Origin of the sequence: Streptomyces sp. NPDC001902 (assembly GCF_042891295.1) — a bacterium.
In the GTDB taxonomy this organism is placed as follows: domain Bacteria; phylum Actinomycetota; class Actinomycetes; order Streptomycetales; family Streptomycetaceae; genus Actinacidiphila.
Genome location: NZ_JBIATA010000036.1, coordinates 15,024 through 37,964, shown reverse-complemented (window position 1 = coordinate 37,964; position 22,941 = coordinate 15,024). Strand labels below are relative to the sequence as shown.

At 74.7% G+C, this 22,941-nt stretch carries 23 protein-coding genes and 1 tRNA gene; 12 read left to right on the top strand and 12 right to left on the bottom strand.

The features are described 5' to 3' along the window. Positions 1-90 precede the first annotated feature (90 nt). Positions 91-222, top strand: coding sequence for a hypothetical protein (locus ACFYYN_RS38440; RefSeq protein WP_500549464.1), 132 nt, complete (start codon positions 91-93; stop codon positions 220-222). A gap of 321 nt (positions 223-543) precedes the next feature. Here the strand turns inward: ACFYYN_RS38440 and ACFYYN_RS38435 are convergent, their stop codons facing one another. Next, positions 544-1,305 carry a MerR family transcriptional regulator gene (locus tag ACFYYN_RS38435; RefSeq protein WP_500549463.1) on the bottom strand — a complete coding sequence of 254 codons (762 nt, stop codon included), beginning with the start codon at positions 1,303-1,305 and terminating at the stop codon, positions 544-546. 198 nt (positions 1,306-1,503) lie between these two features. On the opposite strand from ACFYYN_RS38435, the gene selA reads away from it, so the two are divergent. Both selA and selB read left to right on the top strand, forming a co-directional pair. Beyond that, a complete protein-coding gene (gene selA / locus ACFYYN_RS38430; protein ID WP_500549462.1) occupies positions 1,504-2,850 on the top strand; it encodes an L-seryl-tRNA(Sec) selenium transferase in 1,347 nt (448 codons plus the stop codon). Between the two features lies 1 nt (position 2,851). Next, on the top strand, positions 2,852-4,654 hold the full coding sequence (gene selB / locus ACFYYN_RS38425; protein WP_500549461.1) for a selenocysteine-specific translation elongation factor: 1,803 nt from the start codon (positions 2,852-2,854) through the stop codon (positions 4,652-4,654). 21 nt (positions 4,655-4,675) lie between these two features. Here the strand turns inward: selB and ACFYYN_RS38420 are convergent. Further along, positions 4,676-4,769 (bottom strand) — tRNA-Sec (locus ACFYYN_RS38420). Positions 4,770-4,888: 119 nt separating this feature from the next. Between ACFYYN_RS38420 and selD the strand changes: the two genes are divergently transcribed. From selD to ACFYYN_RS38405, 3 genes are all read left to right on the top strand, one after another. Beyond that, positions 4,889-5,917: a selenide, water dikinase SelD gene (selD, locus tag ACFYYN_RS38415; protein WP_500549460.1), complete on the top strand. Its 1,029-nt coding sequence runs from the start codon at positions 4,889-4,891 to the stop codon at positions 5,915-5,917. 88 nt (positions 5,918-6,005) lie between these two features. Then, positions 6,006-6,959: a threonine/serine dehydratase gene (locus ACFYYN_RS38410; RefSeq protein ID WP_500549459.1), complete on the top strand. Its 954-nt coding sequence runs from the start codon at positions 6,006-6,008 to the stop codon at positions 6,957-6,959. Positions 6,960-7,023: 64 nt separating this feature from the next. Next, positions 7,024-7,638: a YcxB family protein gene (locus ACFYYN_RS38405; protein WP_500549458.1), complete on the top strand. Its 615-nt coding sequence runs from the start codon at positions 7,024-7,026 to the stop codon at positions 7,636-7,638. Here the strand turns inward: ACFYYN_RS38405 and ACFYYN_RS38400 are convergent. From ACFYYN_RS38400 to ACFYYN_RS38375, 6 genes are all read right to left on the bottom strand, one after another. Next, a complete protein-coding gene (locus tag ACFYYN_RS38400; RefSeq protein WP_500549457.1) occupies positions 7,592-8,251 on the bottom strand; it encodes a TetR/AcrR family transcriptional regulator in 660 nt (219 codons plus the stop codon). The genes ACFYYN_RS38405 and ACFYYN_RS38400 overlap by 47 nt on opposite strands. A 25-nt stretch (positions 8,252-8,276) precedes the next feature. Then, positions 8,277-9,380, bottom strand: coding sequence for a DNA alkylation repair protein (locus ACFYYN_RS38395; protein ID WP_500549456.1), 1,104 nt, complete (start codon positions 9,378-9,380; stop codon positions 8,277-8,279). A 21-nt stretch (positions 9,381-9,401) separates the two neighbouring features. Next, a complete protein-coding gene (locus ACFYYN_RS38390) occupies positions 9,402-9,896 on the bottom strand; it encodes a winged helix-turn-helix transcriptional regulator (RefSeq protein ID WP_500549511.1) in 495 nt (164 codons plus the stop codon). 99 nt (positions 9,897-9,995) lie between these two features. Then, a complete protein-coding gene (locus ACFYYN_RS38385) occupies positions 9,996-10,355 on the bottom strand; it encodes a nuclear transport factor 2 family protein (RefSeq protein WP_500549455.1) in 360 nt (119 codons plus the stop codon). A gap of 27 nt (positions 10,356-10,382) precedes the next feature. After that, positions 10,383-11,168 (bottom strand): SDR family oxidoreductase, encoded by a 786-nt coding sequence (locus ACFYYN_RS38380; protein ID WP_500549454.1) that lies wholly within the window; start codon positions 11,166-11,168, stop codon positions 10,383-10,385. Positions 11,169-11,318: 150 nt separating this feature from the next. Continuing rightward, entirely contained in the window at positions 11,319-12,335 is a 1,017-nt protein-coding gene (locus tag ACFYYN_RS38375) for a thaumatin family protein (RefSeq protein ID WP_500549453.1), read from the bottom strand. Between the two features lie 210 nt (positions 12,336-12,545). Here ACFYYN_RS38375 and ACFYYN_RS38370 point away from each other — a divergent pair, with 210 nt between their 5' ends. The 3 genes from ACFYYN_RS38370 to ACFYYN_RS38360 all read left to right on the top strand — a co-directional run bounded on the left by ACFYYN_RS38370 (position 12,546) and on the right by ACFYYN_RS38360 (position 16,034). Continuing rightward, complete coding sequence (locus tag ACFYYN_RS38370) at positions 12,546-14,441, top strand: sigma-70 family RNA polymerase sigma factor (RefSeq protein ID WP_500549452.1); 1,896 nt, start codon at positions 12,546-12,548, stop codon at positions 14,439-14,441. 161 nt (positions 14,442-14,602) lie between these two features. Beyond that, positions 14,603-15,118, top strand: coding sequence for a protein-tyrosine phosphatase family protein (locus ACFYYN_RS38365; protein ID WP_500549451.1), 516 nt, complete (start codon positions 14,603-14,605; stop codon positions 15,116-15,118). A gap of 409 nt (positions 15,119-15,527) precedes the next feature. Beyond that, entirely contained in the window at positions 15,528-16,034 is a 507-nt protein-coding gene (locus ACFYYN_RS38360) for a hypothetical protein (protein WP_500332275.1), read from the top strand. Here the strand turns inward: ACFYYN_RS38360 and ACFYYN_RS38355 are convergent. Further along, positions 15,994-16,899, bottom strand: coding sequence for a LysR family transcriptional regulator (locus tag ACFYYN_RS38355; RefSeq protein WP_500549450.1), 906 nt, complete (start codon positions 16,897-16,899; stop codon positions 15,994-15,996). The genes ACFYYN_RS38360 and ACFYYN_RS38355 overlap by 41 nt on opposite strands. A gap of 113 nt (positions 16,900-17,012) precedes the next feature. On the opposite strand from ACFYYN_RS38355, the gene ACFYYN_RS38350 reads away from it, so the two are divergent. After that, positions 17,013-18,284 carry an MFS transporter gene (locus ACFYYN_RS38350; protein ID WP_500549449.1) on the top strand — a complete coding sequence of 424 codons (1,272 nt, stop codon included), beginning with the start codon at positions 17,013-17,015 and terminating at the stop codon, positions 18,282-18,284. Between the two features lie 308 nt (positions 18,285-18,592). Here the strand turns inward: ACFYYN_RS38350 and ACFYYN_RS38345 are convergent, their stop codons facing one another. Then, positions 18,593-19,375 (bottom strand): maleylpyruvate isomerase N-terminal domain-containing protein, encoded by a 783-nt coding sequence (locus tag ACFYYN_RS38345; protein ID WP_500549448.1) that lies wholly within the window; start codon positions 19,373-19,375, stop codon positions 18,593-18,595. A 180-nt stretch (positions 19,376-19,555) separates the two neighbouring features. On the opposite strand from ACFYYN_RS38345, the gene ACFYYN_RS38340 reads away from it, so the two are divergent. Further along, positions 19,556-20,455: a LysR family transcriptional regulator gene (locus ACFYYN_RS38340; RefSeq protein ID WP_500549447.1), complete on the top strand. Its 900-nt coding sequence runs from the start codon at positions 19,556-19,558 to the stop codon at positions 20,453-20,455. Between the two features lie 53 nt (positions 20,456-20,508). Here ACFYYN_RS38340 and ACFYYN_RS38335 read toward each other — a convergent pair whose 3' ends face one another. Both ACFYYN_RS38335 and ACFYYN_RS38330 read right to left on the bottom strand, forming a co-directional pair. Next, positions 20,509-21,261, bottom strand: a complete 753-nt coding sequence (locus ACFYYN_RS38335) for an SDR family NAD(P)-dependent oxidoreductase (protein WP_500549446.1) — start codon at positions 21,259-21,261, stop codon at positions 20,509-20,511. Positions 21,262-21,635: 374 nt separating this feature from the next. Further along, on the bottom strand, positions 21,636-22,142 hold the full coding sequence (locus tag ACFYYN_RS38330; RefSeq protein ID WP_499509355.1) for a tetratricopeptide repeat protein: 507 nt from the start codon (positions 22,140-22,142) through the stop codon (positions 21,636-21,638). A 266-nt stretch (positions 22,143-22,408) separates the two neighbouring features. Here ACFYYN_RS38330 and ACFYYN_RS38325 point away from each other — a divergent pair, with 266 nt between their 5' ends. Continuing rightward, positions 22,409-22,909 carry a lamin tail domain-containing protein gene (locus ACFYYN_RS38325; RefSeq protein WP_500549445.1) on the top strand — a complete coding sequence of 167 codons (501 nt, stop codon included), beginning with the start codon at positions 22,409-22,411 and terminating at the stop codon, positions 22,907-22,909. Positions 22,910-22,941 lie beyond the last annotated feature (32 nt).

Below are 22,941 nucleotides of genomic sequence, written 5' to 3'. Positions count from 1 at the left end.
CGTCACGGGCCCTCACACCGGCGGTGCGACGACCGCGCCGACCCCGCCCGGCGCAGCCGCGTCCGCGCCGCCGTGGGCGGACCGGCCCCGATGGCGGGCAGCGTCCTGCAACGCTTCGGCACCTTCGAAGCGGGCGTCACCTCCACGAAGGACCCCGCCTACGTGGTGAAACCCCAGCGCAAGGCACGCGCCGAGGACGACGACCGCTGCGCCGGGGCGTGACGCTGCGATGACCGGGCCGACCTCGCCCGGCGCAGCCGTGTGGGAGCCGCCGTGGGCGGGCCCATGACGGAGGCGGCCCGCGCGAGGCGTCCGAGTGCGTCGCGCCGGGTGACGCGCTCACCGCACTGACCCCTGCCACGACGCAGCCACGCCCCGGCGGCCCTTGGCGCCAGCGGGTGCGCGGAGGGTGCTGCGCCCGGTGGTGCGGCGCCATGGTCGAACGAGGCCGCCACGGGCCGGTCCGGCCCGCCGGCGCCCGGGCGTGAACGGCTTCCGGCACATACCGGCGGCCGGTCACGACCCCACCGTTGGCCCGGGTGCTCAGCCCAGCCGGGAGTCGGCGTAGGCCAGGTTGACGTCGCGCTGGTAGGCCGCGAGGCCCGGCGCGATCGCCTCGTACGCGGTGCGCCACCGCTCGTCGTCGACGCAGGCGCGCCCGATCGCCCGGTACTCGTCGGCGGTGACGGGGCGCATGGCGGTGAGCGCGCGGTACTGGACATCGGCCTCGGCCTGGGCGGGTGCCCCGTCGGCCGGGACGCCGGCGGCCATCAGCTCGGCCAGCCGGATCATCTGTGCGGTGCGCTCGCGTTGCCCGGCGTCGATCTCGGCCTCGCTCATGCCGGCGGTCCTGCGGGCGACCGCTTCGGCGTGCTCGGGGAAGTCGCGCAGGCTCTCGCCGTACTGGTCCGGCCGCACGCCTTCGAAGAGGTTGTCGGGGCGGTTGATGGCGTCCATGGGTGTGCCGTCCTTCCTTGACTTCTCCAGTCCGGCGATCGTGCGGGAGACGGTGCGGGCGAGTGCGTCGAGCCGGTCCCGTTCGGCGAGCAGCCGCCGGTGGTGCCCGCGCAACGCGTCCACCTCGTCGACCTGCCGGGCGAGGACCCGGCCGATCTCGGGCAGGCCGAGCCCCAGCGTCCGCAGGACGAGGATCTGCTGCAGCCGCAGGAGCTGCGCCGGCCCGTAGTAGCGGTGACCGCCGGCGCCGGTCCTGGCAGGCGGCAGCAGACCCGTCTCGTCGTAGTGCCGCAGGGTCCGGGCGGTGACGCCGGACATCCGGGCGACCTCCGCGATCGGCCACTCCATCGCCGCTCCCTCACGACCGCTTCCTCGGGCCGGTCCCTCCGGCCCTGGTCAGGACGGTAGAAGTTGCCGCTGCGGCAACCGCAAGCCCCGGACCACAGCATCCCGCGGCACCGGGCTGCGCACGGTGTGGCGGGAGCGCCCCGCGGCCACCGCCGCCGTACCCTTGGCCGCAGCCAGGCCAGAGCGAAGGTGCTGCTGATGGACCGCGACCGGACCTCCACCGCTCCCTCCCCGCCCGCCGACGCGCGCCGCCGGGTGCCCCGCACGGACACGCTGCTCGCCGACCCCCGGCTCGCCGCGGCCGCGGATCGGCTCGGGCGCACCGTGGTCAAGGAGGTGGTGGCCGGGGTACAGGAGCGGGCGCGGTCCGGAGAGGTCCCCGTCGACGAACTCGCCGAGCGGGCCGTCGCGGCGCTCCCGGCGACCGCCGCCGGGCTGCGTCCGGTGCTCAACGCCACCGGCGTGCTGCTGCACACGAACCTCGGTCGTGCCCCGCTGTCGGGGGCGGCCCGCGACGCGGTGCTGGCCGCCTCCGGGACGACGGACGTGGAGCTGGACCTCGCCACCGGCGCGCGCTCCCGCAGGGGGCGTTCGGCGCTGGAGGCGCTGCTGCGGCAGGTGCCCGCCGCCGAGGCGGCCCATGTGGTCAACAACGGCGCCGCGGCGCTGGTGCTGGCGGCCACGGCGCTCGCACAGGGCCGGGAGATCGTCGTCAGCCGCGGTGAGCTGGTGGAGATCGGGGACGGCTTCCGGCTGCCCGACCTGCTGGTCTCCACGGGCGCCCGGCTGCGCGAGGTGGGGACGACCAATCGGTCCGCGCCGGAGGACTACGCGGCGGCCGTGGGGCCGGACACCGGGTTCGTCCTCAAGGTGCACCCGTCCAACTTCCGCATCACCGGCTTCACCCGGGACGTGCCCGTCGCGGAACTGGCGCGGCTCGGCGTGCCCGTGGTGGCCGACATCGGTTCCGGGCTGCTGGTCCCCGACCCGGTGCTGCCGGACGAACCCGACGCGACGAGCTGGCTGCGCGCGGGGGCCTCCCTGGTCACCGCCAGCGGCGACAAGCTGCTGGGCGGACCGCAGTGCGGCCTCGTGCTGGGCCGCGCCGACCTGGTGCGCAGGCTCGCCCGCCACCCGCTGGCCCGTGCGCTGCGCGTGGACAAGCTGACCCTGGCGGCCCTGGAGGCGACCGTCCGCGGTCCCGCCACCCCGACCCGGACGGCGCTGCACGCCGACCCCGCACGGCTGCGGGACCGCGCCGGACGCCTGGCCGCCGGGCTGCGTGCCGACGGGTTCGACAGCCACGCGTGCGACTCGCTGGCGGTCGTCGGCGGGGGCGGTGCCCCCGGCGTCACCCTGCCCAGCGCCGCCGTGTCGTTGCCCGCCGCGTACGCGGTCCTGCTGCGGCGGGCCGATCCCGCCGTACTGGCCCGCGTGGAGGAGGGCCGGTGCCTGCTCGATCTGCGGGCGGTGCCGGAGGAGGCGGACGAGGAGCTGGCGGTGGCCGTGCGCCGGGTCGGCATCCTGCCGGGGACGGAGGGCTGACGTGCACGTCGTCGCCACCGCGGGCCACGTCGACCACGGCAAGTCCGCGCTGCTGCGGGCCCTGACCGGGATGGAGCCCGACCGCTGGGCGGAGGAGCGCCGGCGCGGCATGACGCTGGACCTCGGGTTCGTGTGGACGCGGCTCCCCGGCGCGGGGGACGTGGCCTTCGTGGACGTGCCCGGCCACGAGCGCCTGGTGGGCAACATGCTGGCCGGTGTCGGCCCGGTTCCCGCGGTGCTCTTCGTGGTCGCCGCAGACCAGGGCTGGCAGCCGCAGTCCGAGGAGCACCTCGCCGTCCTGGACGCCCTCGGCGTGCGGCACGGCGTCCTGGCCGTCTCCCGCTGCGACCTCGCCGACCCCGACGCGGCACGCAAGGAGGCCGGGGCCCGCATCGCGGAGTCCTCGCTCGGCGACGTGGAATGCGTGGCCGTCAGCCCCGTCACCGGCGCGGGCCTCGACGCACTGCGGGCGGCCCTCGTCCGGCTGGCGGGCGGGCTGCCCGCCCCCGATCCGGCGGCGGACGTACGGCTGTGGGTCGACCGCGCGTTCACCGTGCGGGGCCGGGGCACGGTCGTCACCGGCACGCTCGCGGCGGGCACCCTCCGGGTCGGCGACCACCTCCATCTCGCCCGTGACGGACGGCCGTTGCGCGTGCGGGGCCTGGAGTCCCTGAAGGAGCCGAGGCAGGAGGTGGGCGCGGTCGCCCGGTTGGCGGTCAACGTCACCGGGCCCGCAGCGGGCGACCTGCGGCGCGGGGACGCGCTCCTCACCCCGGACCGCTGGCTGACCACCGACCTCGTCGACGTGCGGCTGCGCGGCGACCCCTCCGGCGACCTCCCCCGCGAACTCATGCTGCACGCCGGCTCGGCCGCCGTGCCGGTGACGGTCCGTCCGCTCGGCGACGACAGTGCGCGCCTGCGGCTGGCGACGGCGCTGCCCCTGCGGGTCGCCGACACGGCCCTGTTGCGCGACCCGGGGCGGCACCGTATCCCCGCGGGGCTCACCGTCCTCGACGTCCGTCCGCCCCGGCTGACCCGCCGTGGCGCTGCGGCGGCGCGGGCCGCCGAACTCCGGTCCTTCACAGGGGCCGCGGACGGGGCGGCGGAACTGCGCCGCCGTGGGCTGGTCCGGCGCCCCGAACTGCTCGCGATGGGGGTCCCGGCGCCCGGCGACCCGGTGGCGGGCGACTGGCTGGCGGACCCGGAGCACTGGGCGGCGCTGCGTGAGCGGCTGCGGGAGGCGGTCGAGGAGCACGCCGTAGGTCACCCGTTGGAGCCGGGCATGCCCTTGGAGTCGGCCCGCCAGGCACTCGGCCTGCCGGACCGCACCCTGGTGGAGGCACTCGCCTCGGCCGTACCGGGCCTGCGGCACGGCGACGGCAGGCTGTACGGGAGCCACGCCCGCCCGACGCTGCCGCCCGCGGCCCAGGCCGCCGTCGAGGCGGTGCGCGCCGATCTGGCACGTACGCCGTTCCGCGCGCCGGAGGCCGAACGGCTGGAGCAGCTCGGGCTGACCCCCAAGCTCCTGGCGGCGGCCGAATCGGCGGGCGCGCTGCTGAGGATCGGCGAGGGCCTCGTGCTGCTGCCGGGCGCGGACGCGCGGGCGGCGGCCGTACTGGCCGGGCTGGAGCAGCCGTTCACCGCGAGCGAGGCGCGCAGGGCCCTGGACACCACCCGGCGCGTCGTCATCCCTCTACTGGAACACCTGGACCGGCAGGGCCGCACCGTCCGGCTGGACGGTGCCGTCCGCCGCTGCCTCGGGGCGGGCGCCGCGCAGGCGCCGGGCGAGTCCGATGAGGGCTGAGGCACCGGGGCGGAGCGGCCCGCGGAGACGGACGGGAATCGAACCCGCCTGCCCGAGTTGCTCGGACACCTCGGTTTTGAAGACCGGGAGGGCCACCAGGCACCCTTACGTCTCCCCGCCGGACCGGAGGCCCATGGAACAGCCGGCCACCACCCAAGTCAACCCGCCACACGGCGATGTCACCCGGGCCCGCGCGACCACGCCCGGCCCCACAGCGGAAGGACCACAGCAGCCATGACGGGAACCGGCGTCCGGCAGGACAGCGTGCGACTGACGCAGTACGCCCACGGCGGCGGCTGCGCCTGCAAGATCCCCCCAGGGGAACTGGAGCAGATGGTGGCGGGGCTGACCCCCGAAGGCATGGCGGGCGCACTCGGGGCCGACCTGCTCGTCGGCCTGGACACCGGCGACGACGCCGCCGTCGTCCGGCTGCCCGGCGGATCCGGCGCACGGGCGGTGGTGAGCACCGCCGACTTCTTCACCCCGGTGGTCGACGATCCGTACGACTGGGGGCGGATCGCCGCCGCCAACGCCCTTTCCGACGTCTACGCCATGGGCGGCACCCCGCTGGTGGCCGTCAACCTCCTGTGCTGGCCGCGGGACGTCCTGCCGCTGGAACTGGCCCGGGAGGTGCTGCGCGGGGGGCTGGACGTCGCGGCCGAGGCGGGCTGCGCCGTGGGCGGCGGCCACAGCGTCGACGACCCGGAGCCGAAGTACGGCATGGCCGTCACCGGCACCGCCGACCCGGACCGCCTGCTGCGCAACGACGCCGGCCGGCCCGGTGTGCCGCTGTCGCTGACCAAGCCCCTGGGACTGGGCGTCCTCAACAACCGACACAAGACGACCGGCGAGGTCTTCCCGCAGGCCGTGCAGACCATGACCACGCTCAACCGGGACGCCGCCGCGCAGGCACTGGCGGCGGGCGCGGTGTGCGCGACCGACGTGACCGGCTTCGGGCTCCTGGGCCACCTGTACAAGCTCGCCCGCGCCTCCGGGGTGAGCGCCGTCGTCCACGCCTCGGCGGTCCCGTACCTCGAGGGCGCGCGGGAAGCCGCCACGGACGGCTACGTCAGCGGCGGCACGCGCCGCAACCTGGACTGGGTCGCCCCGCACACCGACTTCGGCGGCGCCGACGAGGTGACCCGGTTGCTGCTGGCCGACGCCCAGACCTCCGGCGGCCTTCTGGTGGCCGGGGAACTGCCCGGTGCCCCGGTCATCGGGGAGCTGGTGCCGGCCGGTGAGCACCGGCTCGTCCTCCGCTGATCGTCCCACCCGCGGCCCGACCTGCCGGAACAGTGGTTGTTACACTGTTTCTCCGGACGACGACTCCATCACCCGCCCGGAGAGAACCGTGACCATCACCCACGCCGACGTACGGGCCGCGGCCGCCCGCATCTCCGGGCACATCCGCCCCGTCACGCTCGCCCCGGTGGACCAGGGGGCGTTCGGCGCCGCCGTACAGGGCTGGCTGGCGCTGGAGTCCATGCAGCACACGGGGTCGTTCAAGGCGCGCGGTGCGTTCAACTTCGTCCGCCGCCACGTCGAGCGGGACGCCATGCCCGAGGCCGGTGTGGTCATCGCCTCCGGGGGCAACGCGGGCCTGGCATGTGCCTGGGCCGCAGCCCGGCACGGCGTGCCCGCCACGGTCTTCGTCCCCGAGACGGCGCCCGCGGTCAAGGTCGGGAAGCTGCGCGACCTTGGCGCGGACGTGCGCCAAGTCGGCAGCGAGTACGCCGAGGCCCTGGAGGCCTCGCAGAAGTACGCCGCCGAGAGCGGCGCGCTGGAGTCCCACGCCTACGACCATCCGCTCATCGCGGCCGGGGCGGGGACCTTGATGGAGGAGATCGTCGCGGCGCTCCCCGGCCTGGACACGGTGGTCGTCGCGGTCGGGGGCGGCGGACTGTTCGCCGGGGTCGCGGCGTCCGCGCTGGAGCACGGGGTGCGGGTGGTGGCGGTGGAGCCCGAGGGGTCGTGCGCGCTGCACGCGGCCGTCGCGGCCGGCGAGGTGGTGGACGTACCCGTCCGGTCCGTCGCGGCGGACTCCCTGGGCGCGCGCCGGGCCTCCCGCACGGCCCTGGAGTGGGCGCTGAAGGACGGCGTGCGCTCCGTCCTCGTCCCCGACGAGGCGATCGTCGCGGCCCGCCGCACGCTGTGGGACCACCGCCGCCTCGCCGTCGAGCACGGCGCCGCGACCGCCCTCGCCGCCCTCACCTCCGGCGCCCACCGCCCCGCCCCCGGCGAGCGCGTCGCCGTCATCGTCTGCGGGGCGAACACGGATCCGTCCGACCTGGTGCGCGTCTCCTGAGGGTCCATCCGACGGAACGCCACGGGCCTGGCGCCCGCAGCCCCTGGGGAGGTTGAATGCCGCGGTGACGAACGACATGCGGGAACAGTCCTCCACGGGAACGGCCAGCGACGGAGTACGAGCCGTCGAGTTCACCTGGCTGCCGGGCACGGACGACATCGCCGAGGTGCTCGGCGCGCAGAGGCGCCGCCTCGAGCTCTGGCGTGGCCCGCTGTTCTTCGCCGCCGTCATGGTCGCTGTGATCGTCGGACTGCGAGTGTTCGCTCCCGATGCGGCCGACATCACCGGTCTGACCGTCGGCGGCGGCCTGGGAACGCTGACCTGGCTCGTGGCCGGAGTGTTCGACCGGCGCCGCCAACTGCGGAAGGCGACCGCGTACGCCCGGTCCCAGGGCGAATGCACCATCAGCGTGGACGACGACGGCATCCGCACCGCCTCCGCCTTCACCGAGTTCAAGGTGCCCTGGACGTCGCTCACCCACTACGTCGAGACGCCGCGGCTCTTCCTGCTGGTCCACGGCGACGGATTCGGCAGCATGAGCCTGCTGCCGAAGTGGGGCCTGGGCGGCGGACCGGAGGTGGAAGGGCTGCGCACGATCGTGACCCGGCACCTCGGCCCACGGGCGCGCGTCGTCAGCGGTGCCCGGCCGGGAGGTGCTCGGCGCTGGCGGCGTGGATGAGGGCGCGCAGCGCCTCGTAGTAGACCTCGTGGTCGACCAGGGCGGGGAGGACGACGTTCACCGCACCGGTCAGCGTGGGGAAGTCCTCGGGGTCGAGCGCGGCCAGGGCCGTGCGGGCGGAGGCGACGACCTTCTTCTCGTCGCGCTGGTCGCCGAAGGCGACGGCGCCGAGGGTGAGCAGGTAGAGCCGGCGGTAGACGCGGATGGCCGTCCCGGCGTCCATGCCGGCGGCGACGCTGTGGGCCATCTGCGGCTCGACGAGCCGGCCCAGCATCTGCGGGCCCAGCCAGGAACGGCCGGCGCGCAGCGCCACCAGTCCCGGATGCCGGGTGAGCAGGCGGTACAGGCCGGTGAAGCGGGTCTCCGTCGCGGCGGCCCAGTCGCCCTCCAGGGGCACCAGGGCCAGCGACGCGGCGACGTGGTCGGCGCAGGCGCTCAGCAGCCCGTCGAAGTCGCCGCAGCGCCGGAAGACCGTGGCGTGCGAGACGCCCAGGCGCGTGGCCACGGCGCGGAAACTGAGCCCGGCGGGCCCGTCCTCGTCGATGACGGCGAGCGCCGTCTGCGCGACGGCGTCCAGCGTCGGCTGCTCGGCGGCCGCCTGCTTCCTCTTCACACGCGACAGCGTATCGAGCGGTGTGTCAGACGGTGACGACGTCGAAGGGCACCTTGCCGCGCGGCTCGCCGTTGACCTGCAGTTCGAGGGAGTGCTCCCCGGGGTGGAAGACCCGGGTGCTGATCGGCTTGAAGGAGCGGGTGCCGGTGTGCTCGCTCCGCTCCCCCGGCTGGAGGGTGCGGGTCGTCAGCTTGTAGACCTTGGGCGCCGTGGTGCCGTTGGCCTTGCGGTAGTGCACGACGTAGTCGACGACGAGGCGGAGCGGCGTGTCGCCGTGGTTCTCCAGGGTGAAGGCGAAGCGCAGTTCCCCGCCCACCTCGACGACGGGCCGGGCCACGGAGGGCCCTTCGACGGTCAGGCCCCTGGCGGGCTCGAACCCCAGCAGTGCCAGGGCTCCTTGGTCGCCGCGCTTGACGGCGGTGCGCAGCGCGTGGCGGACGAGCCGGGGCGTGTGGGTGTCGGGGGCCACCGACCACCGCCGGGCCGTCTCCACGGCCAGCTCCACCCGGGCGTGGCTGATGTCGTTGACGTGGTTGGCGACGGACCTGCGGACGTACTCCGAGGGGTCCTTGTAGAGAGCGCCCAGGATCGGCAGGGTCGCCTCGGGCCGGGCGAGGATCGCCGGTACGCGCACCGCCCACGGCAGGCGGGGGCGGGTTCCCTCGCTGGCCAGGCGGCGTACGTGCTCGTCGGGGTGTTCGGTCCATCGGGTGACGACGGCGAGCGCCCGGTCGAGGTCGGCGTTGAGCAGGCGGCGGATGGCGAACTCGGCGGTCAGGCGCGGGGTCAGGTCCGCCAGCAGGTGGAGTCCGTCCTCGAAGGCCGTGCCCTCGGGGGTCCCGGAGGCGAGGGCGGCGACCGCCTCGGTGACCGGCCAGATCATCCAGCCGGTGAAGCGCGGGTCGGGCAGCGCGGCCCGGACGACGGCCTCCAGGGCCGCGGGATCCGTCGGGCCGGAGGCGAGCATCGCGTCCCGGACGAGGTCGCTGCGTTCACGCAGTGCCAGGCCGTCGAGCGCGGGAAGGGCGTCGCGCACCGCGGCGGCCATCGGTGCCTGGCTGGCCGCCGTCAGGCAGTCGGCGAGCCCGGCGACGGCGGCGGGGCCGAGCAGTTCGTCCGCGGTGGGCACGGGACCTCTTCCTCCGGTGGGTCAGGTACGGTCGCGGCCCGCGTAGCGGGCACGCATGATCTCGCTCGCGGCGGGCCCCGCGGCGTAGACGAAGGCCTCGCTGTCGTCGAGCCGCCGGCCCGTGGCGGCGTCGACCACGACCGGGTCGACCTCCTCGCCGGTCTCCGCGTCGACCAGGATCATGCTGCGCTGCTCCGGCGCCAGGCGGGAGTTGCCCCATGCGGCAAGGGCGACGACGACCGGGCGCAGCGAGCGGCCGAGGTCGGTGAGGAGGTACTCGTAGCGGGTCGGGTGGGTCTGGTACGGCCGCCGTTCGAGCAGCCCGTCCTCGACGAGGGTCTTCAGGCGGGTGGTGAGCATGCTCGACGAGATGCCGAGGTTCTCCTGGAACTGGTCGAAGCGGGTGTACCCGTCGAAGGCGTCGTGCAGGATGAGCAGCGTCCACCACTCGCCGACGTGCCCGACGGTCGTCGACAGCGGGCACTCACGGTCCTCCAGCCGGATGCGGCTCACCATGTCGACCACCTCCGTGCGGTTGGTGCCAGGGTCGGCGCAGGCTGTGGCTTTCATGTTAGCAGCAACCCTGGCACCCCCCGTCGGGGACGGATCCGGGGGTCAGGCCCCGATCACCAGGCGTTCGATGAGGCCGTCGCGCAGGGCGAACTGGTAGCGCAGGTCGACGGTGCCGCCGGGGAAGTTCCCCTCGAGGTGCTGGACGGCGACGTAGTGGTGGGCGTCGGCGCGCTCGGCGCCGGTCAGTTCCGTGGTGTAGGTGTACTCGCTCGCCGCGGTCTCCAGCCATTCCCGGATCGCCGCCGTGCCGTGCCGTGTCGCGCCCTCGTCCGTCACGACCGCGTCGCCGGTGAAGGCCGAGAGGGCGGTGGCGGTGTCGCGGACGCGGTGGGCGGCCAGGTAACGGGTGATCACCTCGGGGAGGCCGGTGGTGGGGATGGACTGCGGGCCGGTGGTGTTCATCGTGGTCCTTCCAGGGGAGGGGGCCGGTCAGAGGGTGGGGACGGTGCCGCCGTCGATGACGTGTTCGGCGCCGACGATGGCCGACGCGCGGTCGGAGACGAGGAAGGCCACCAGCTCCGCGACCTCCGCGGGTTCGTTGGGCCGGCCGAGGGGGATGCCGCCGAGGGAGTCCATCAGGCGCCCGAGGGCGGCCTCGGCCGAGATGCCCGCCTCGCGGGCGATGCGGTCGACGAGGGCGTCGGCGGCCGCCGTCCGGACGAAGCCCGGCGAGACGGTGTTGACGCGGACGCCGTAGGGCGCGACCTCGTTCGCCAGGCCCTTGCTGTAGGTCGCCAGGGCGGCCTTGGCCGCGGCGTAGGCGAGGGTGCCGTTCCACAACGGCATGCGGCGCTGGATCGAGGTGACGTGGACGACGGCGCCCCCTCCGGACTCGATCATGCCGGGGAGCAGGCCGCGGTCGAGGCGGACGGCGGCGAGGAGGTTGGTGTTCAGCTCCTTCACCCAGTCGTCCTCGTCCAGCGCCGCGAAGCCTCCGGCGGGCGCCTCGGAGTGGCCGAGGTTGTTGACGAGGACGTCCACCCCGCCCACCCGGTCGATCACTTCGCGAACGACGGCGGCGGCCCCCTCGGGGGTGGTCAGGTCCGCCGCGACGAAGGTCTTCGGGTCGGCGTCCGCGGGCTCGTGGCGGGCCGTCACCAGGACGGTCGCACCGGCCTCGGCCAGCCTGCGGGCGACGGCCGCGCCGACGCCTTTGGTGCCGCCGGTGACCAGGGCACGACGGCCGGCGAGGGATTCGTTCAGGGCGACGCTCACACTGCACTCCGGGTGACTGCTAGAACAGAAGTTATGACTTCGACTTTAGCAGCTACTCGGGACAAACGCGCCCGGGGCTGGGAGGACCCGGGCAGCCCGGCGGGCCTCGCCGAGCTGCGCCGTGCCCTCCGCCACGTAGCGTGCCGCGGGCTACCCCGTGGTGCCGAAGGTCACCCGGTAGTCGCACCGGCCCTTGCACGCCATGGTCGCCGCGTCGTCGAAGGCGTACGAGTAGGCGTACGGCGCGGCGTCCTTGAAGACCCGGGTGTAGTCGACGGGCCATTTCGACGGCACGCAGTGCTCGCGGCCCGCCCAGGCACCGCGGCAGCAGTAGGCGTCGCCGCCGAAGGCCGCGCAGGGCGGCTTGCAGCCGATCACCTGCCCGCCGGCCTTCGCCTGCATGGCGGCCGGGCAGTCGACCGGCTCGGTGCACGCCCCGCGGTAGCAGCCGTCGGGGCTGACCGGGTCGCGGGTGGTGGTGCGGGAGATGTTGATGTACATGGGCAGGTTGGCGCCGTCGACCATGCTGACGTCGTAGAAGTCCATGCCCGCGTAGGCGTCGAAGCTGAACTCCCCCAGCGTGGTGGGCGGGTTGGGCCCGGTGCACACCGATGTGCAGTCCCCGGTACGGCAGGGCCCCGCGGCCGTGGAGTCGCAGCCCGTCCGGCCCCAGATGCGGCCGCCCCAGCCGTCCGGCACCGTGAGCGAGGTGCCCTGCCCGGGGGCGAGCCGGCGTCCCCGCGGATAGGCCGGCGAGTCGGTGACGACCGCCCAGACGGTTTCCTGCGTGCGGTTGACCAGGGTGATCAGCCGCGTGCCGGGCGGGGTGGGGGCGGCGGACGTCCGTCGTGTCCCGGGGGTCTTCGTGGCGGTGGCGGCCGTGGGGCCGGGCGTTCCCGAAGGACGGGCGCTCGGTGAGGGGAGCGTGGCCGAGGGCGAGGGTGACACGGACGGAGGCGTCCCGCGGGAGGGGGCGGTGGACGTGCCGTGGGCCGTGGTGGCGCCGCGCCCGCCTTCGGCCGTCGCCCCGCCGGGCCGGAACGGTGACAGCGCGCCCCCGGCGATCAGCGCCGTGACCACGATCCCGGCCACCGCGAGCACCGCGACGGCCGCCCACCGTCCGCGCCCGGTCCTGGATCCGGTTCCGTGCCGGCTGTGTCGTGCCATTCTTGTGCCTTCCTCGTCCTCGCCTGGTGCGTACGCACGTATCGGGGACCGCCGGGGCCACCGGCGGACAACACAAATCCGCTGACGGACCCTGCGGGATTTGTGTTGTCCGGGCACGCGCGGCCCGTCTCCTGTAGGTGGAGGCATCGCGGTCGCCGGACGGCCGCGCGGTCGTGGACGGCGAGACCAAGTAGGGAAGAGTGGGGCCACATGCGCAAGACGCACCGGAGCGGACCCGGCGCCGGGGTGGTGGTGGCGGCACGCTCGGGCGACCGGCAGGCCCTCGACCGGCTGGTGGCGGAGTGCCTGCCGCTGGTCTACAACATCGTCGGACGGGCGCTGGACGGCCATGCCGACGTCGACGACGTCGTACAGGAGACGCTGTTGCGCATGGTGCGGGGGCTGTCGGAGCTGCGGGACCCGGCGGCGTTCCGGTCCTGGCTGGTGGCGATCACGATCCGGCAGGTCCGCGACCGTGAGCGGGACCGTGCCGTGGCCCGGCACCGCAGCGCCGGCCTGGAGGACGCCGAGCGCATACCGGACCCGGCCCTGGACTTCGCGGGGTTGACGATCCTGCGCCTCGGGCTCACCGAGCAGCGCCGTGAGGTCGCCGAGGCCACCCGGTGGCTGGACGAGGACGACCGGGAGCTGCTGTCGCTGTGGTGGCTGGAGGAGACCGGGGAGCTGGACCGGGCCGACCTCGCCGCCGCGCTGGGCCTTTCGGACCGGCACGCGGCGGTACGGGTGCAGCGCATGAAGAAGCAGATGGAGGCCTCCCGCGTGGTCGTCCGGGCGCTGGCCGCGGCGCCCGGCTGCGGCGAGTTGCGGGCGACGGCCGCCACCTGGGACGGCGTGCCGAGCCCGCTGTGGCGCAAGCGGTTCGCCCGGCACATCCGCGAGTGCGGTGTCTGCGGCGGGATGGAGGAGGGGCTGCTCCCCATGGACCGGCTGCTCAGCGGGCTGCCGCTGCTCGCGGTGCCGCCGGCGCTGGACCCGGGGCGGGTGGTCGCCGAGGTGACCGGGCAGGCCGGGACCGGGCCCGCACCCGCGCCCCGTCCGGCCGCGCGCGGCGCCCACCGGGCCACCGGCCGGGCCGCGTCGCGCGGGCTGAGGACCCCCGTCCTCGGCGGGGCGGCCGTCGCGGCGGTGGTGGCCGCGGCGCTCGTCGCCACCCGGCTCCTGACCGGTCCGTCGCCGGCGCCGCAGGCGGACGCGCTCCCGGCGGCCTCCGCCCCGGCCGCCACGGAGACGGCCACGGCCTCGCCCCGCTCCCCCAGCCCGTCGCCCTCGCCGAGCCCCTCCAAGAAGCCCACGAAGAAGGCCCCGTCACCGAAGCCGACCCGGCAGGCACCCGTGGTGCGGGTCGCCTCGTCCGGCAAGAAGGGCGTCGGTGTGTGGACCTTCCCCGGCGTGGGCAGAGCCCTCACCTCGTCCGGTGCGAGTTGGTACTACACCTGGTCCACGGGCCACCAGGGCGTCGCCTCGCCGCCGTCGGGCCGATTCGTCCCCATGATCTGGGGGCCCGCCTCCGTCACCGCGGACTCCCTGGCCCAGGCGAAGGCGCAGGGCCCGTACCTGCTGGGCTTCAACGAGCCCGACATGGCCCAGCAGTCGAACATGTCGGTGGAGCAGGCCCTGACCCTGTGGCCGCGGCTGATGGACGCCGGCCGGATCCTGGGCAGCCCGGCCGTCGCCACGAACGGCGCCACCCCCGGCGGCTGGCTCGACCGCTTCATGTCGGGCGCCCAGGCCAAGGGCTACCGCGTCGACTTCATCACCCTGCACTGGTACGGCGGCGACTTCCGCACCGCGGAGGCCGTGTCGCAGCTGACGTCCTATCTGGAGGCGGTCCACCAGCGCTACCACAAGCCGATCTGGCTGACCGAGTACGCCCTGATCGACTTCTCCCACGGCACCCGTTTCCCCACCCCGGACCAGCAGGCCGCCTTCGTCACCGCCTCCACCAAGGCCCTGGAGGCGCTGCCCTACGTCCAGCGCTACGCCTGGTTCGGCCTCGGCGCCGACCCGGCCGAACCCAGCAGCGGCCTGTTCACCGACGGCACCCACACGACCCCTGCGGGCCGCGCCTTCCAGGCGGCGGGCTGATCCCCCAGACGTGATGGGCCGCGCCGGCGACCAGGGGGGGTGGGTGGTCGCGGCGCGGCCGTACTGCTCGGGTTCCCGGGTGGGGCGGGTTCATGCAGCGGGTTCCGGAAGAGGGAACCTCTGCCCGGGCGGGCGGCGTTGGAGGAACCGGAGGGGGCGACATGAGGACACGTCAGAAGGATCGCGACGTCCCGGCGCCGGGCGCGGCGTGGAACGAGGTCGTGCCGGGGCTGTGGATGGGCGGCCACTACTGGACCGACGCCAGGGGCGAGCTGCAACCGGCGGTGGCGGGCGGCGAGTTCGACCTCGTCGTCAGCCTGTTCACGCGCTCCGGGCACGGCCCGGCACCCGGCGTGGAGCACCTCGTCGCCGAGATCCCGGACGGGCCGCTCACCTCGGCGCAGATCGAGGCGGTGCAGCGGCTCGCCCGCACGCTCGCCGGGGCCGTGCGGGACGGACGCCGCACACTGGTGCGCTGTCACTCCGGTGACAACCGTTCCGGGCTGGTCGTGGCGCAGGCGCTCGTGGACAGGGGCCACGAGGTGACCGCCGCCGTCGCGCTGGTCCGGGAGCGGCGCTCACCCTGGGCACTCAACAACGGGACCTTCGTGGAGTACCTCACCACGGGCCTGGACGTGGCGCGCCTGCTCACGGACCTGGACCCCACCCTCAGATGACCGCCGCCGCCGGCGACTCCAGGGCGCGGAGCTCCTCCGGGGTCCAGCGGCGGCCGGAGAGGCCCTGGGCATGATCTCGCCGGAGGCGAGGGGTCCGGAGAGGGTGCGGCCCTCGGCGACGCGCTCGCCCCGTACCGTGCCGGTCGGCGAGGATGCCGCGCATCCACACGCAGGCGGTGAGCTGGAACCCGGGGTGCCGACGCTCATGCCGCGCAAGTCCTCGGGGTACCCCATCTCCGCCCCTCCCCCAACGTGCCGGGATCCCCGGGCGCCTGAGCCGGGCGGCGGGCGTGCCCCGGCTCCGGTGGCGCAGTGCGGGGTCCGGCGCGTTACTGGAAGGTATGCACGCGACGACCGGCACTCCCTCCCCCCGGCGCGACGGCGCGCCCGACCGTGGCGCGGTGATCCGGTGACGGGCCGCAACGGTTTCGGACCCGTGCACGGGGTGCTGTGCGGGGCGGCCGCGGGCGCGGCGGGCACGACGGCGCTCAACACCGTGGGCTACCTGGACATGCTGCTGCGCGGCCGTGCCGCCAGCTCCGCCCCGGCGACCACCGTCGAGCGGCTGTCCGAGACCACGCACGTACCGATCCCCGGCGACGACGCCGCCCGCCGCAACCGCATCTCCTCGCTGGGCGCCCTCACCGGCATCGCGGCCGGGGCGGGCATGGGCGCGACGCTCGGGCTGGCCGTGGGCTGCGGCTGGCGCCCGGCGACGGCCGTGCTGACGGCGACGGCGACCGTGGGAGCGCTGATCGGCACCAACGGCCCGATGACCGTGCTGCGCGTGACCGATCCGCGCACCTGGTCGCGGTCGGACTGGATCTCCGACCTCGTGCCGCACGTGGCGTACGCCCTGGTCACCACGGCCGTCCTCACGGGGCTCCGGGCGGGACGCGTACGAACCGGGCGATGAGCGCCAGCAGCGCCGTGAGCGCGGCGCCGGGCCGGCGCACCGAGGAGTAGGCGACCCCCAGCGACCACTCGAGGGGTCCGCCCGCGACGGGGCGCACGCACACGCCCGGGTCGTCCGCGGCGACCGCGAAGGACGGCATGATGGCCACGCCGAGGCCCTGCCGGACGTAGTCGGCGGTCATGGTGATGTCGGTGACCTCGATGACCACGAAGCGCTCCAGGCCAGCGGCGGCGAACGCCCGGTCGACGACCAGGCGGTTCCCGAAGCCCACGGGCGAGTCGATGAAGGGCTCCCCCACCAGGTCGGCGAGGTCCACCGCGGATCCGGCTCCGGCCGGATGGCCGGCGGGCAGGACCGCCGTGAGCGGCACCGTGGCCAGCGACCGGACGGTCAGCCAGGCCGGCGGCCTGCCGGGCAGCGAGACGAACGCGATGTCCAGCTCACCGTCGGCGAGGCCCTGGACGAGGCCCGCGGTACCGCCGATCGACGCGCTGAGGCGGATGCCGACCCGGGGATGGTCGGCGTGGAAGCGGCCGAAGAGCCCCGGCAGGTCGATGAGGGCGATGGAGGTCATCGTGCCGACCCGTACGGTGCCGCGCAGCCCACCGGCGACCTGGCCGACGGCGTCCCGGGCCGCCTGCGCGGCGGCCAGGGTCGCCCGCGCCTCGGGAAGCAAGGCCTCCCCGGCGGCGGTGAGGGCGACCTGCTTGGACGTGCGCTCGAACAGCGGCGCCCCCAGCTCGCGCTCCAGCGCCCGGACGGCCGCCGACACCCCGGACTGCACCACGTGCAGCCGGCGGGCCGCGCGCGTGAAGTTCAGCTCCTCGGCGACGGCGAGGAAGTACTCGAGGTGACGTAGCTCCATGACTGACCATCCATCAGATTGATCGACGTGAGCACGAATCATCGTTGGACGCGATGGTACGTCCCCGCGCACTCTTTGAGCGTTCAATCATTCCGGTCAGCTCAGGAGAAGATGTGTCCCCCCAGACGGCCACCGCACGGCACGCCGGCAGGCCCGCCTCCCGCGTCGGCGTCACCGCTCGCCCTCCCGTCCGTTCCGACCGCCGGCGTCCCCTCGGGCACGGCTCCGGCTTCTGGGTCATCGCCTTCGCCTTCCTCGTGGCGATGGCCTTCACCGCCGTCCCGGCCCCGCTGTGGGCGCTCTACCAGGCCCGCGAGGGCTTCTCCACCTTCATGGTCACGGTCGCCTTCGCCGCCTACGCGGTCGGGGTCGTCGTGAGCCTCTTCCTCGCCGGGCACGTCTCCGACTGGCTCGGCCGGCGCCGCGTCCTGCTGCCCGCCGTGATCGTCGAGGCCCTCTCGGCGGTGATGTTCCTGACGTCCACGTCGCTCGGCGTCGTGATCGCCGCCCGCGTCGTCTCCGGGCTGGGCGTCGGGATGATCACCGCCACGGCCACCGCGCACCTGTCGGAGCTGCACACCACCGCGCGGCCGCACGCGGGACGGGGCCGCTCCGACCTGATCTCCACCACCGCCAACATGGGCGGCTTCGCGGTGGGCCCGCTGGTGTCCGGACTGCTCGCCCAGTACGCGGGCGCGCCGCTGCGCACCCCGTACCTGGTCTTCCTCGGGCTGCTGCTGCTCGCCGCCGCGGGTGTGGCGCTCGTACCGGAGACCGTGGAACGGGCCGAGGAGCGACCCGCCTACCGGCCGCAGCGCGTCACGGTCCCCCCGGCGGCCCGCCCGGCGTTCTTCGCCGCCTGCGGGGCGACCCTGGCGGCCTTCGCGGTGCTGGGTCTGTTCACGTCGGTGGGGCCCTCGTTCGTCGCCGGTACGCTGCACCACCCGTCGCGCGCGCTGGCCGGTCTGGTGCCGTTCCTGGACTTCGGTTGCGCGGCCGGCGCTCAGGCGCTGCTGCTGCGGGTCAGCGCCCGGCGCCAACTGGCGACCGGCCTCACCTCGATGGTGGGCGGACTGGCCGCGGTGACCGCGGCCGTGTGGCTGCCGAGCTTCGGTCTGTTCCTGGCCGGCGGCATGGCCGCCGGTGCCGGTGCCGGGGTGCTCTTCAAGGGCACCGTGTCCACGGTCGTCTCCCTGGCGGAGCCGCAGCGCCGCGGCGAGGCCCTCGCGGGCCTGTTCCTGGCCGCGTACATCGGCCTGGCGGTGCCCGTCCTCGGGCTCGGCGTGGGCACGCTGTACGTCTCGCAGCGGCTGGCGCTCCTCGGCTTCGCCGCCGTGCTGATCGCGATCTGCGCGGTCGTCAGCCGCCGCCTCCTGCGCCGCTGAGGACCGCCGGGAGCGGCCGGGTGGGCCCCGCGGAGATGCGGGAGCCCGCCCGGTCGCCGGGGCCGACCCGCCACCAGGTGCGGGACCGTTCGCTGTCGCCGGAGTGACCCACTTCGCGTCGTCGACGACGGAGCCGTCGCGGACCCGGTGGACATCGAACTGTTGCCGGCCGCACTCGCCGCGTCCGTATGTTTCCGAGGTCAGACCGCGACGAAGCTCGTCCCCTTCTCGCCCATGAGGGTTTTCGGCGATCAGAGCCCCGATGTCGACCGGCTGTCCCGCGTCCCGCCTTGGTCGCCGCGCGGCGGTCAGTAACCCGGGAAGAGCGCGCGCAGGTCGTCCAGGGTGACGCCGTCGCGGGCGGTCACGGCGTCCCGGGGGCGGTTGCGGCCGTAGACGAGGCGGAGCACGGCCTCGGACGGTCCGGACACCGTGCCCGAGGGTTCGGCCCCCTCACAGGGAAGGATGTGCAGCTCGGAGCCGAGGGCCAGGCACAGGGTGCGCGCGGGGTCGGTGAGTTCCACCGCGATCTGGCGCGGGCCGAGCCGGGTGAGGGTGTCCCCGTCGCGGCTGCGCGAGGCGACCATGTCGACCCGGTCCCACAGCAGCGCCACCTCGGATGCCGGGATGGCGGCGGCCTCGTCCAGACCCACCTCCACGTCCCAGGTGTGCACGGACTGCTCGGACAGCCAGTAGCCGGTGAAGTCCGTGAAGCCGACCGGACCGGTGAAGTACGGCACCGTCACCGACGCGCGCACCCCGGCGTCGAAGGAGTCCAGCAGCCGCAGCAAGCCGGATTCCGCCTCGTGCCATGCGTCGCGCTGCGCGACCGGCCTCAGGGGGATCCACCGCTCGTACACGTCGGTGATGTCCTCCCGTGAGGGTCTGGTGGGGTCCCCGGTGAGACTGCGGCGCACGGCCGCGGTGCACAACTCGGCCCCCGTGCCCAGGTGGACCAGCACCTGGGCGATGCTCCAGCCTTCGGCGAACGAGGGCCGGAGCAGTTCCTCGCCGGTGAGGCCGCCGACCGTGGCGCCCAGGCGCCGCGAGACCGTGTGCATCGCCGCCAGTCGGACGTCGCCGGTGTCCATGGACTGCCTCCTCACGAGGTCGCTCCGTACGGCCGGGAGGTCGTGCGCCCCCTTCCCCCCAGGCAACCTCGCGCGCCCCCCGATCCCAAGCGGGTGGCCATGCGCGCCCCCGAAGGACGCCATAAGCGGCGCTTCTGCCGGTTCGTGGCAGGGGCGCGGACGGCATGGTGCGATGGGCTCATGGACATGCGGGAGCTGCGCGCGTACGTGGCGGTGGTCGAGGAGGGGGCGCTGTCGGCGGCGGCACGTCGGCTGCACCTGAGCCAGCCGGCCCTGTCCCAGACCATCGGCGGACTGGAACGGCACCTCGGGGTGAAGCTGCTCGTGCGCAGCAGCACCGGGGTACGGCCGACGGACGCGGGGGCGACCCTCCTCGGGGAGGCGCGGGCCGTGATCGCCCGGCACGACCAGGCGGTGCGGGCGATGGCGCGCCACACGGCCGTGGGCGGCGGGGTGCTCCGGATCGGCATCCCGCTCGAACTGCCGACGGGACTGCTCGTCGCCCCGCTCGCGGAACTGGCCGAGGATTTCCCGGAGACCCTGGTGCAGGCCCGGCACCTGTCCACGGCGGAGCAGCTCGCCGCGCTGCAGGCCGGGGAGCTGGACGTGGCGCTGCTGCGGGAGCGGCCCGCCGGGCCCGAGTTCGACGCCCAGCTCGTCGTCCGCGAGCGGCTGGGCGTCCTGCTCGCTGCCGAACAGGCCGCGGAGCTGACCGGCCCGGACGGCATCGCGCTGGAAGCCCTCGCGGGCCTGCCGTGGGTGGGCTTCCCGCGTTCCGGCAGCCCCGCCTGGTACGACGAGCTGACGGCGATCCTGCGCAGTCACGGTCTCGACCTGGGCCCCGACGCCCCCGAGGGGCAGAAGCTGATCGCCGAGGTGAAGCTCGCCGCCGTCAGCGCGGGCCACGCCTTCGCGCTGGCGCCGCCGGACTGGGCGCAGCCGATCCCGGAGAACGTCGCCTGGTCGCCCCTGGTGGGCCACCCGCTGATCCGGCGGACCTGGGCGGTGTGGCCGGCCACCTCCCGGCGGCGCGACCTGGGACGGCTGATCGCCGCGTTCGAACAGCCCGTGGGGGCCTGAGGGCCGCGCGCGGGGGCACGGCCCTCAGGGTGCGGCGATGCCGCGGACGGAGGTCAGACCGCCGTGCGCCCGCCGTCCACGGGCAGCACCACGCCGTGCACGAAGCTCGCCGCGTCGCTGGCCAGATAGGCGATGGCCTCGGCGATCTCCTCCGGTGCCGCCGGCCGCCCGGCCGGCGCCTGGGAGGCGAGCGCCGCGAGGTCATCCGCCATCCCGGAGGTGCCCTCGGTCCGGGTCGGCCCCGGCTCCACCGCGTTCACCCGGACCCCGCGCGGTCCGTACTCGGCCGCCCACGACTTGGTGAGCAGGTTCAGGGCCGCCTTGCTCGACCCGTACAGCGCCATGCCCGCGGCACCGTAGTCGGCGACCATGGTGCTGACGTTGACGATCGCGCCGCGGCCGCGGCCGGCCATCGCGGGCGCGAGTTCGGCGACCAGGTAGAACGGCGCCTTGACGTTGAGGGCGTAGACGGTGTCGACGTCGCTCTCCGGTGTCCGCTCCGTCGGCCCGAACGGGTAGACGCCCGCGTTGTTCACCAGGATGTCGACCCTGCCCCCGCCGAGCGCCACCGCCTCGCGGGCGAGCGCCCGGACCGACCGGGCGTCCCCCAGGTCGCCCGCGACGAAGTCGGCCTTCCCGCCGCGCCCCCTGATCGCGGCGACCACGGCCTCGCCCCGTCCGCCGTCACGGCCGGCGACCAGTACGTGCGCGCCCCGCCCGGCGAGCGTCACCGCGGTCGCCGCGCCGATCCCGCTGGTCGCCCCGGTCACGAGGGCGACGTCGCCGCCCAGGTCTGCTGAAGTCATGTTCCAACCCTGTTCTCTTCACCGAGCGCTCCGCGCGCCGTGCCGAATTCCGGATGATCACGTCGCGCATCGAGGCACGTTGCGATCGCCTGGAAGAGCACGGGGAGAACACCGGCGATTCCGGGGCGCCCATCGGCGGATGCTATGACCGGCATCATCGCCGCCTACTGCACTGTTTCCGCCGCCCGGCGCCGGGTTGGCCGGTGTATCGGCGCCGCTCCCGTGAGCATCGACGAACAGGAGCCGATCAGAACCGTCGGCCTCGCCCTGTGGCACGGCATCACCACCCCACGTCGACGGGGGCCTTCAACGACGTGCCGGTGGCGGACGTCCGTGCCGGCATGCGGCGCGAGGGAGCCCCGCCCGCTCAGGGTTCACAAGGTGGCGTCGAGATCCTCGGCGTAGTAGGCGACGGCCTGCCGGTAGCGTGCGATGTCCGGATCGGAGCTGCTGTCCGCCAGCAGCGTCAGCAGGAGCCGCATTGCCTCGCGGTGTCCGCCGGTGTTGTACAGGGCCATCGCCAGGAAGGTCCGCAGCGCGCCGTCGTGGGGGAAGTCGATGAGGGCCACGCGCAGCAGGCGGACGGCCTCGTCGTACCGCCCGAGGATCCGGTAGGTGCTGCCCAGGCCCAGCAGCGCGCCGCGCCGGTCGTCCTCCGACAGCCCCGTTCCGCGCAGGGCCTGCTCGTAGAAGGGCACCGCCTCCGCCTCCAGGCCCAGTACGTCGTGCGCCCACGCCGCCTGGTAGGCCACCTCCGCGTCCCCCGGGAACCGCTCCGCGAGGGCGACCAGCCGCTCCCTCGCCGCCTCCGCCTCCCCGCGCTCGCGCAGCCCCACCGCGGCGGCCAGCAGTTCGTCCCGCCCGTGATCGTTCTCGTTCATGCGCACATCCTGGCAGCCCCGCGCCGCGGCGGTGCACGACCCCGGCACCAGCGACTGCCTGAAGGAATACGCCCGTTGTCGACCGGTTGCTTCGCTTCGGACGCCACCTCACGGAAAGCCCCGCTCCGGTTCACCTGGAATGGTTTGATACCTCGCAAGACGCCGACGGGGGCCGGATACCCGGCGCAGGCAGGCGGGGCGGCGCGCACGGTTCGCGCTCCCCGCGGGGCGGAGCGCGCGGCCCCGTCCCAACAGGGGGAATTCCCATGACCAAGCACGTCCGTATCGGCGTGGCCGCGTTCGCCGCGGCCTGTGCGACCGCCGTCCTCACACCGGTCCAGGCGCACGCCGCGGAGTACAGCTCCGCCCTCAAGATCCGCGGTGCGCAGTACGACGCGCCCGGACGGGACTCCAACAACTGCTCCTCCGGCAACACCCGCGCGGAGTACCTGACGATCAAGAACTACTCGGCCGCGGCGACGGTCAACCTCAAGGGCTACGTCGTCAAGGACGCCACGGGCAACCGCTTCGTCTTCACGGCGAACCACTACCTCCAGCCCGGCGACTACGTGAAGCTGCGCGGCGGCCGCGGCACGGACTCCGACAAGGACAACGTGGTCTACCGCGCCAATTGCAACTTCATGTGGAACAACGACCGCGACACGATCTACCTCTACAAGCCCTCCGGCAGCCGCTCCGACGTCCACGCGTACACCAAGCGCGGCTCCGACGCGGACGGCGACGGCTACATCCGCTTCCACAGCTGAGGCGCGGCCACCCCGCCCCGGACGCCCGCCCC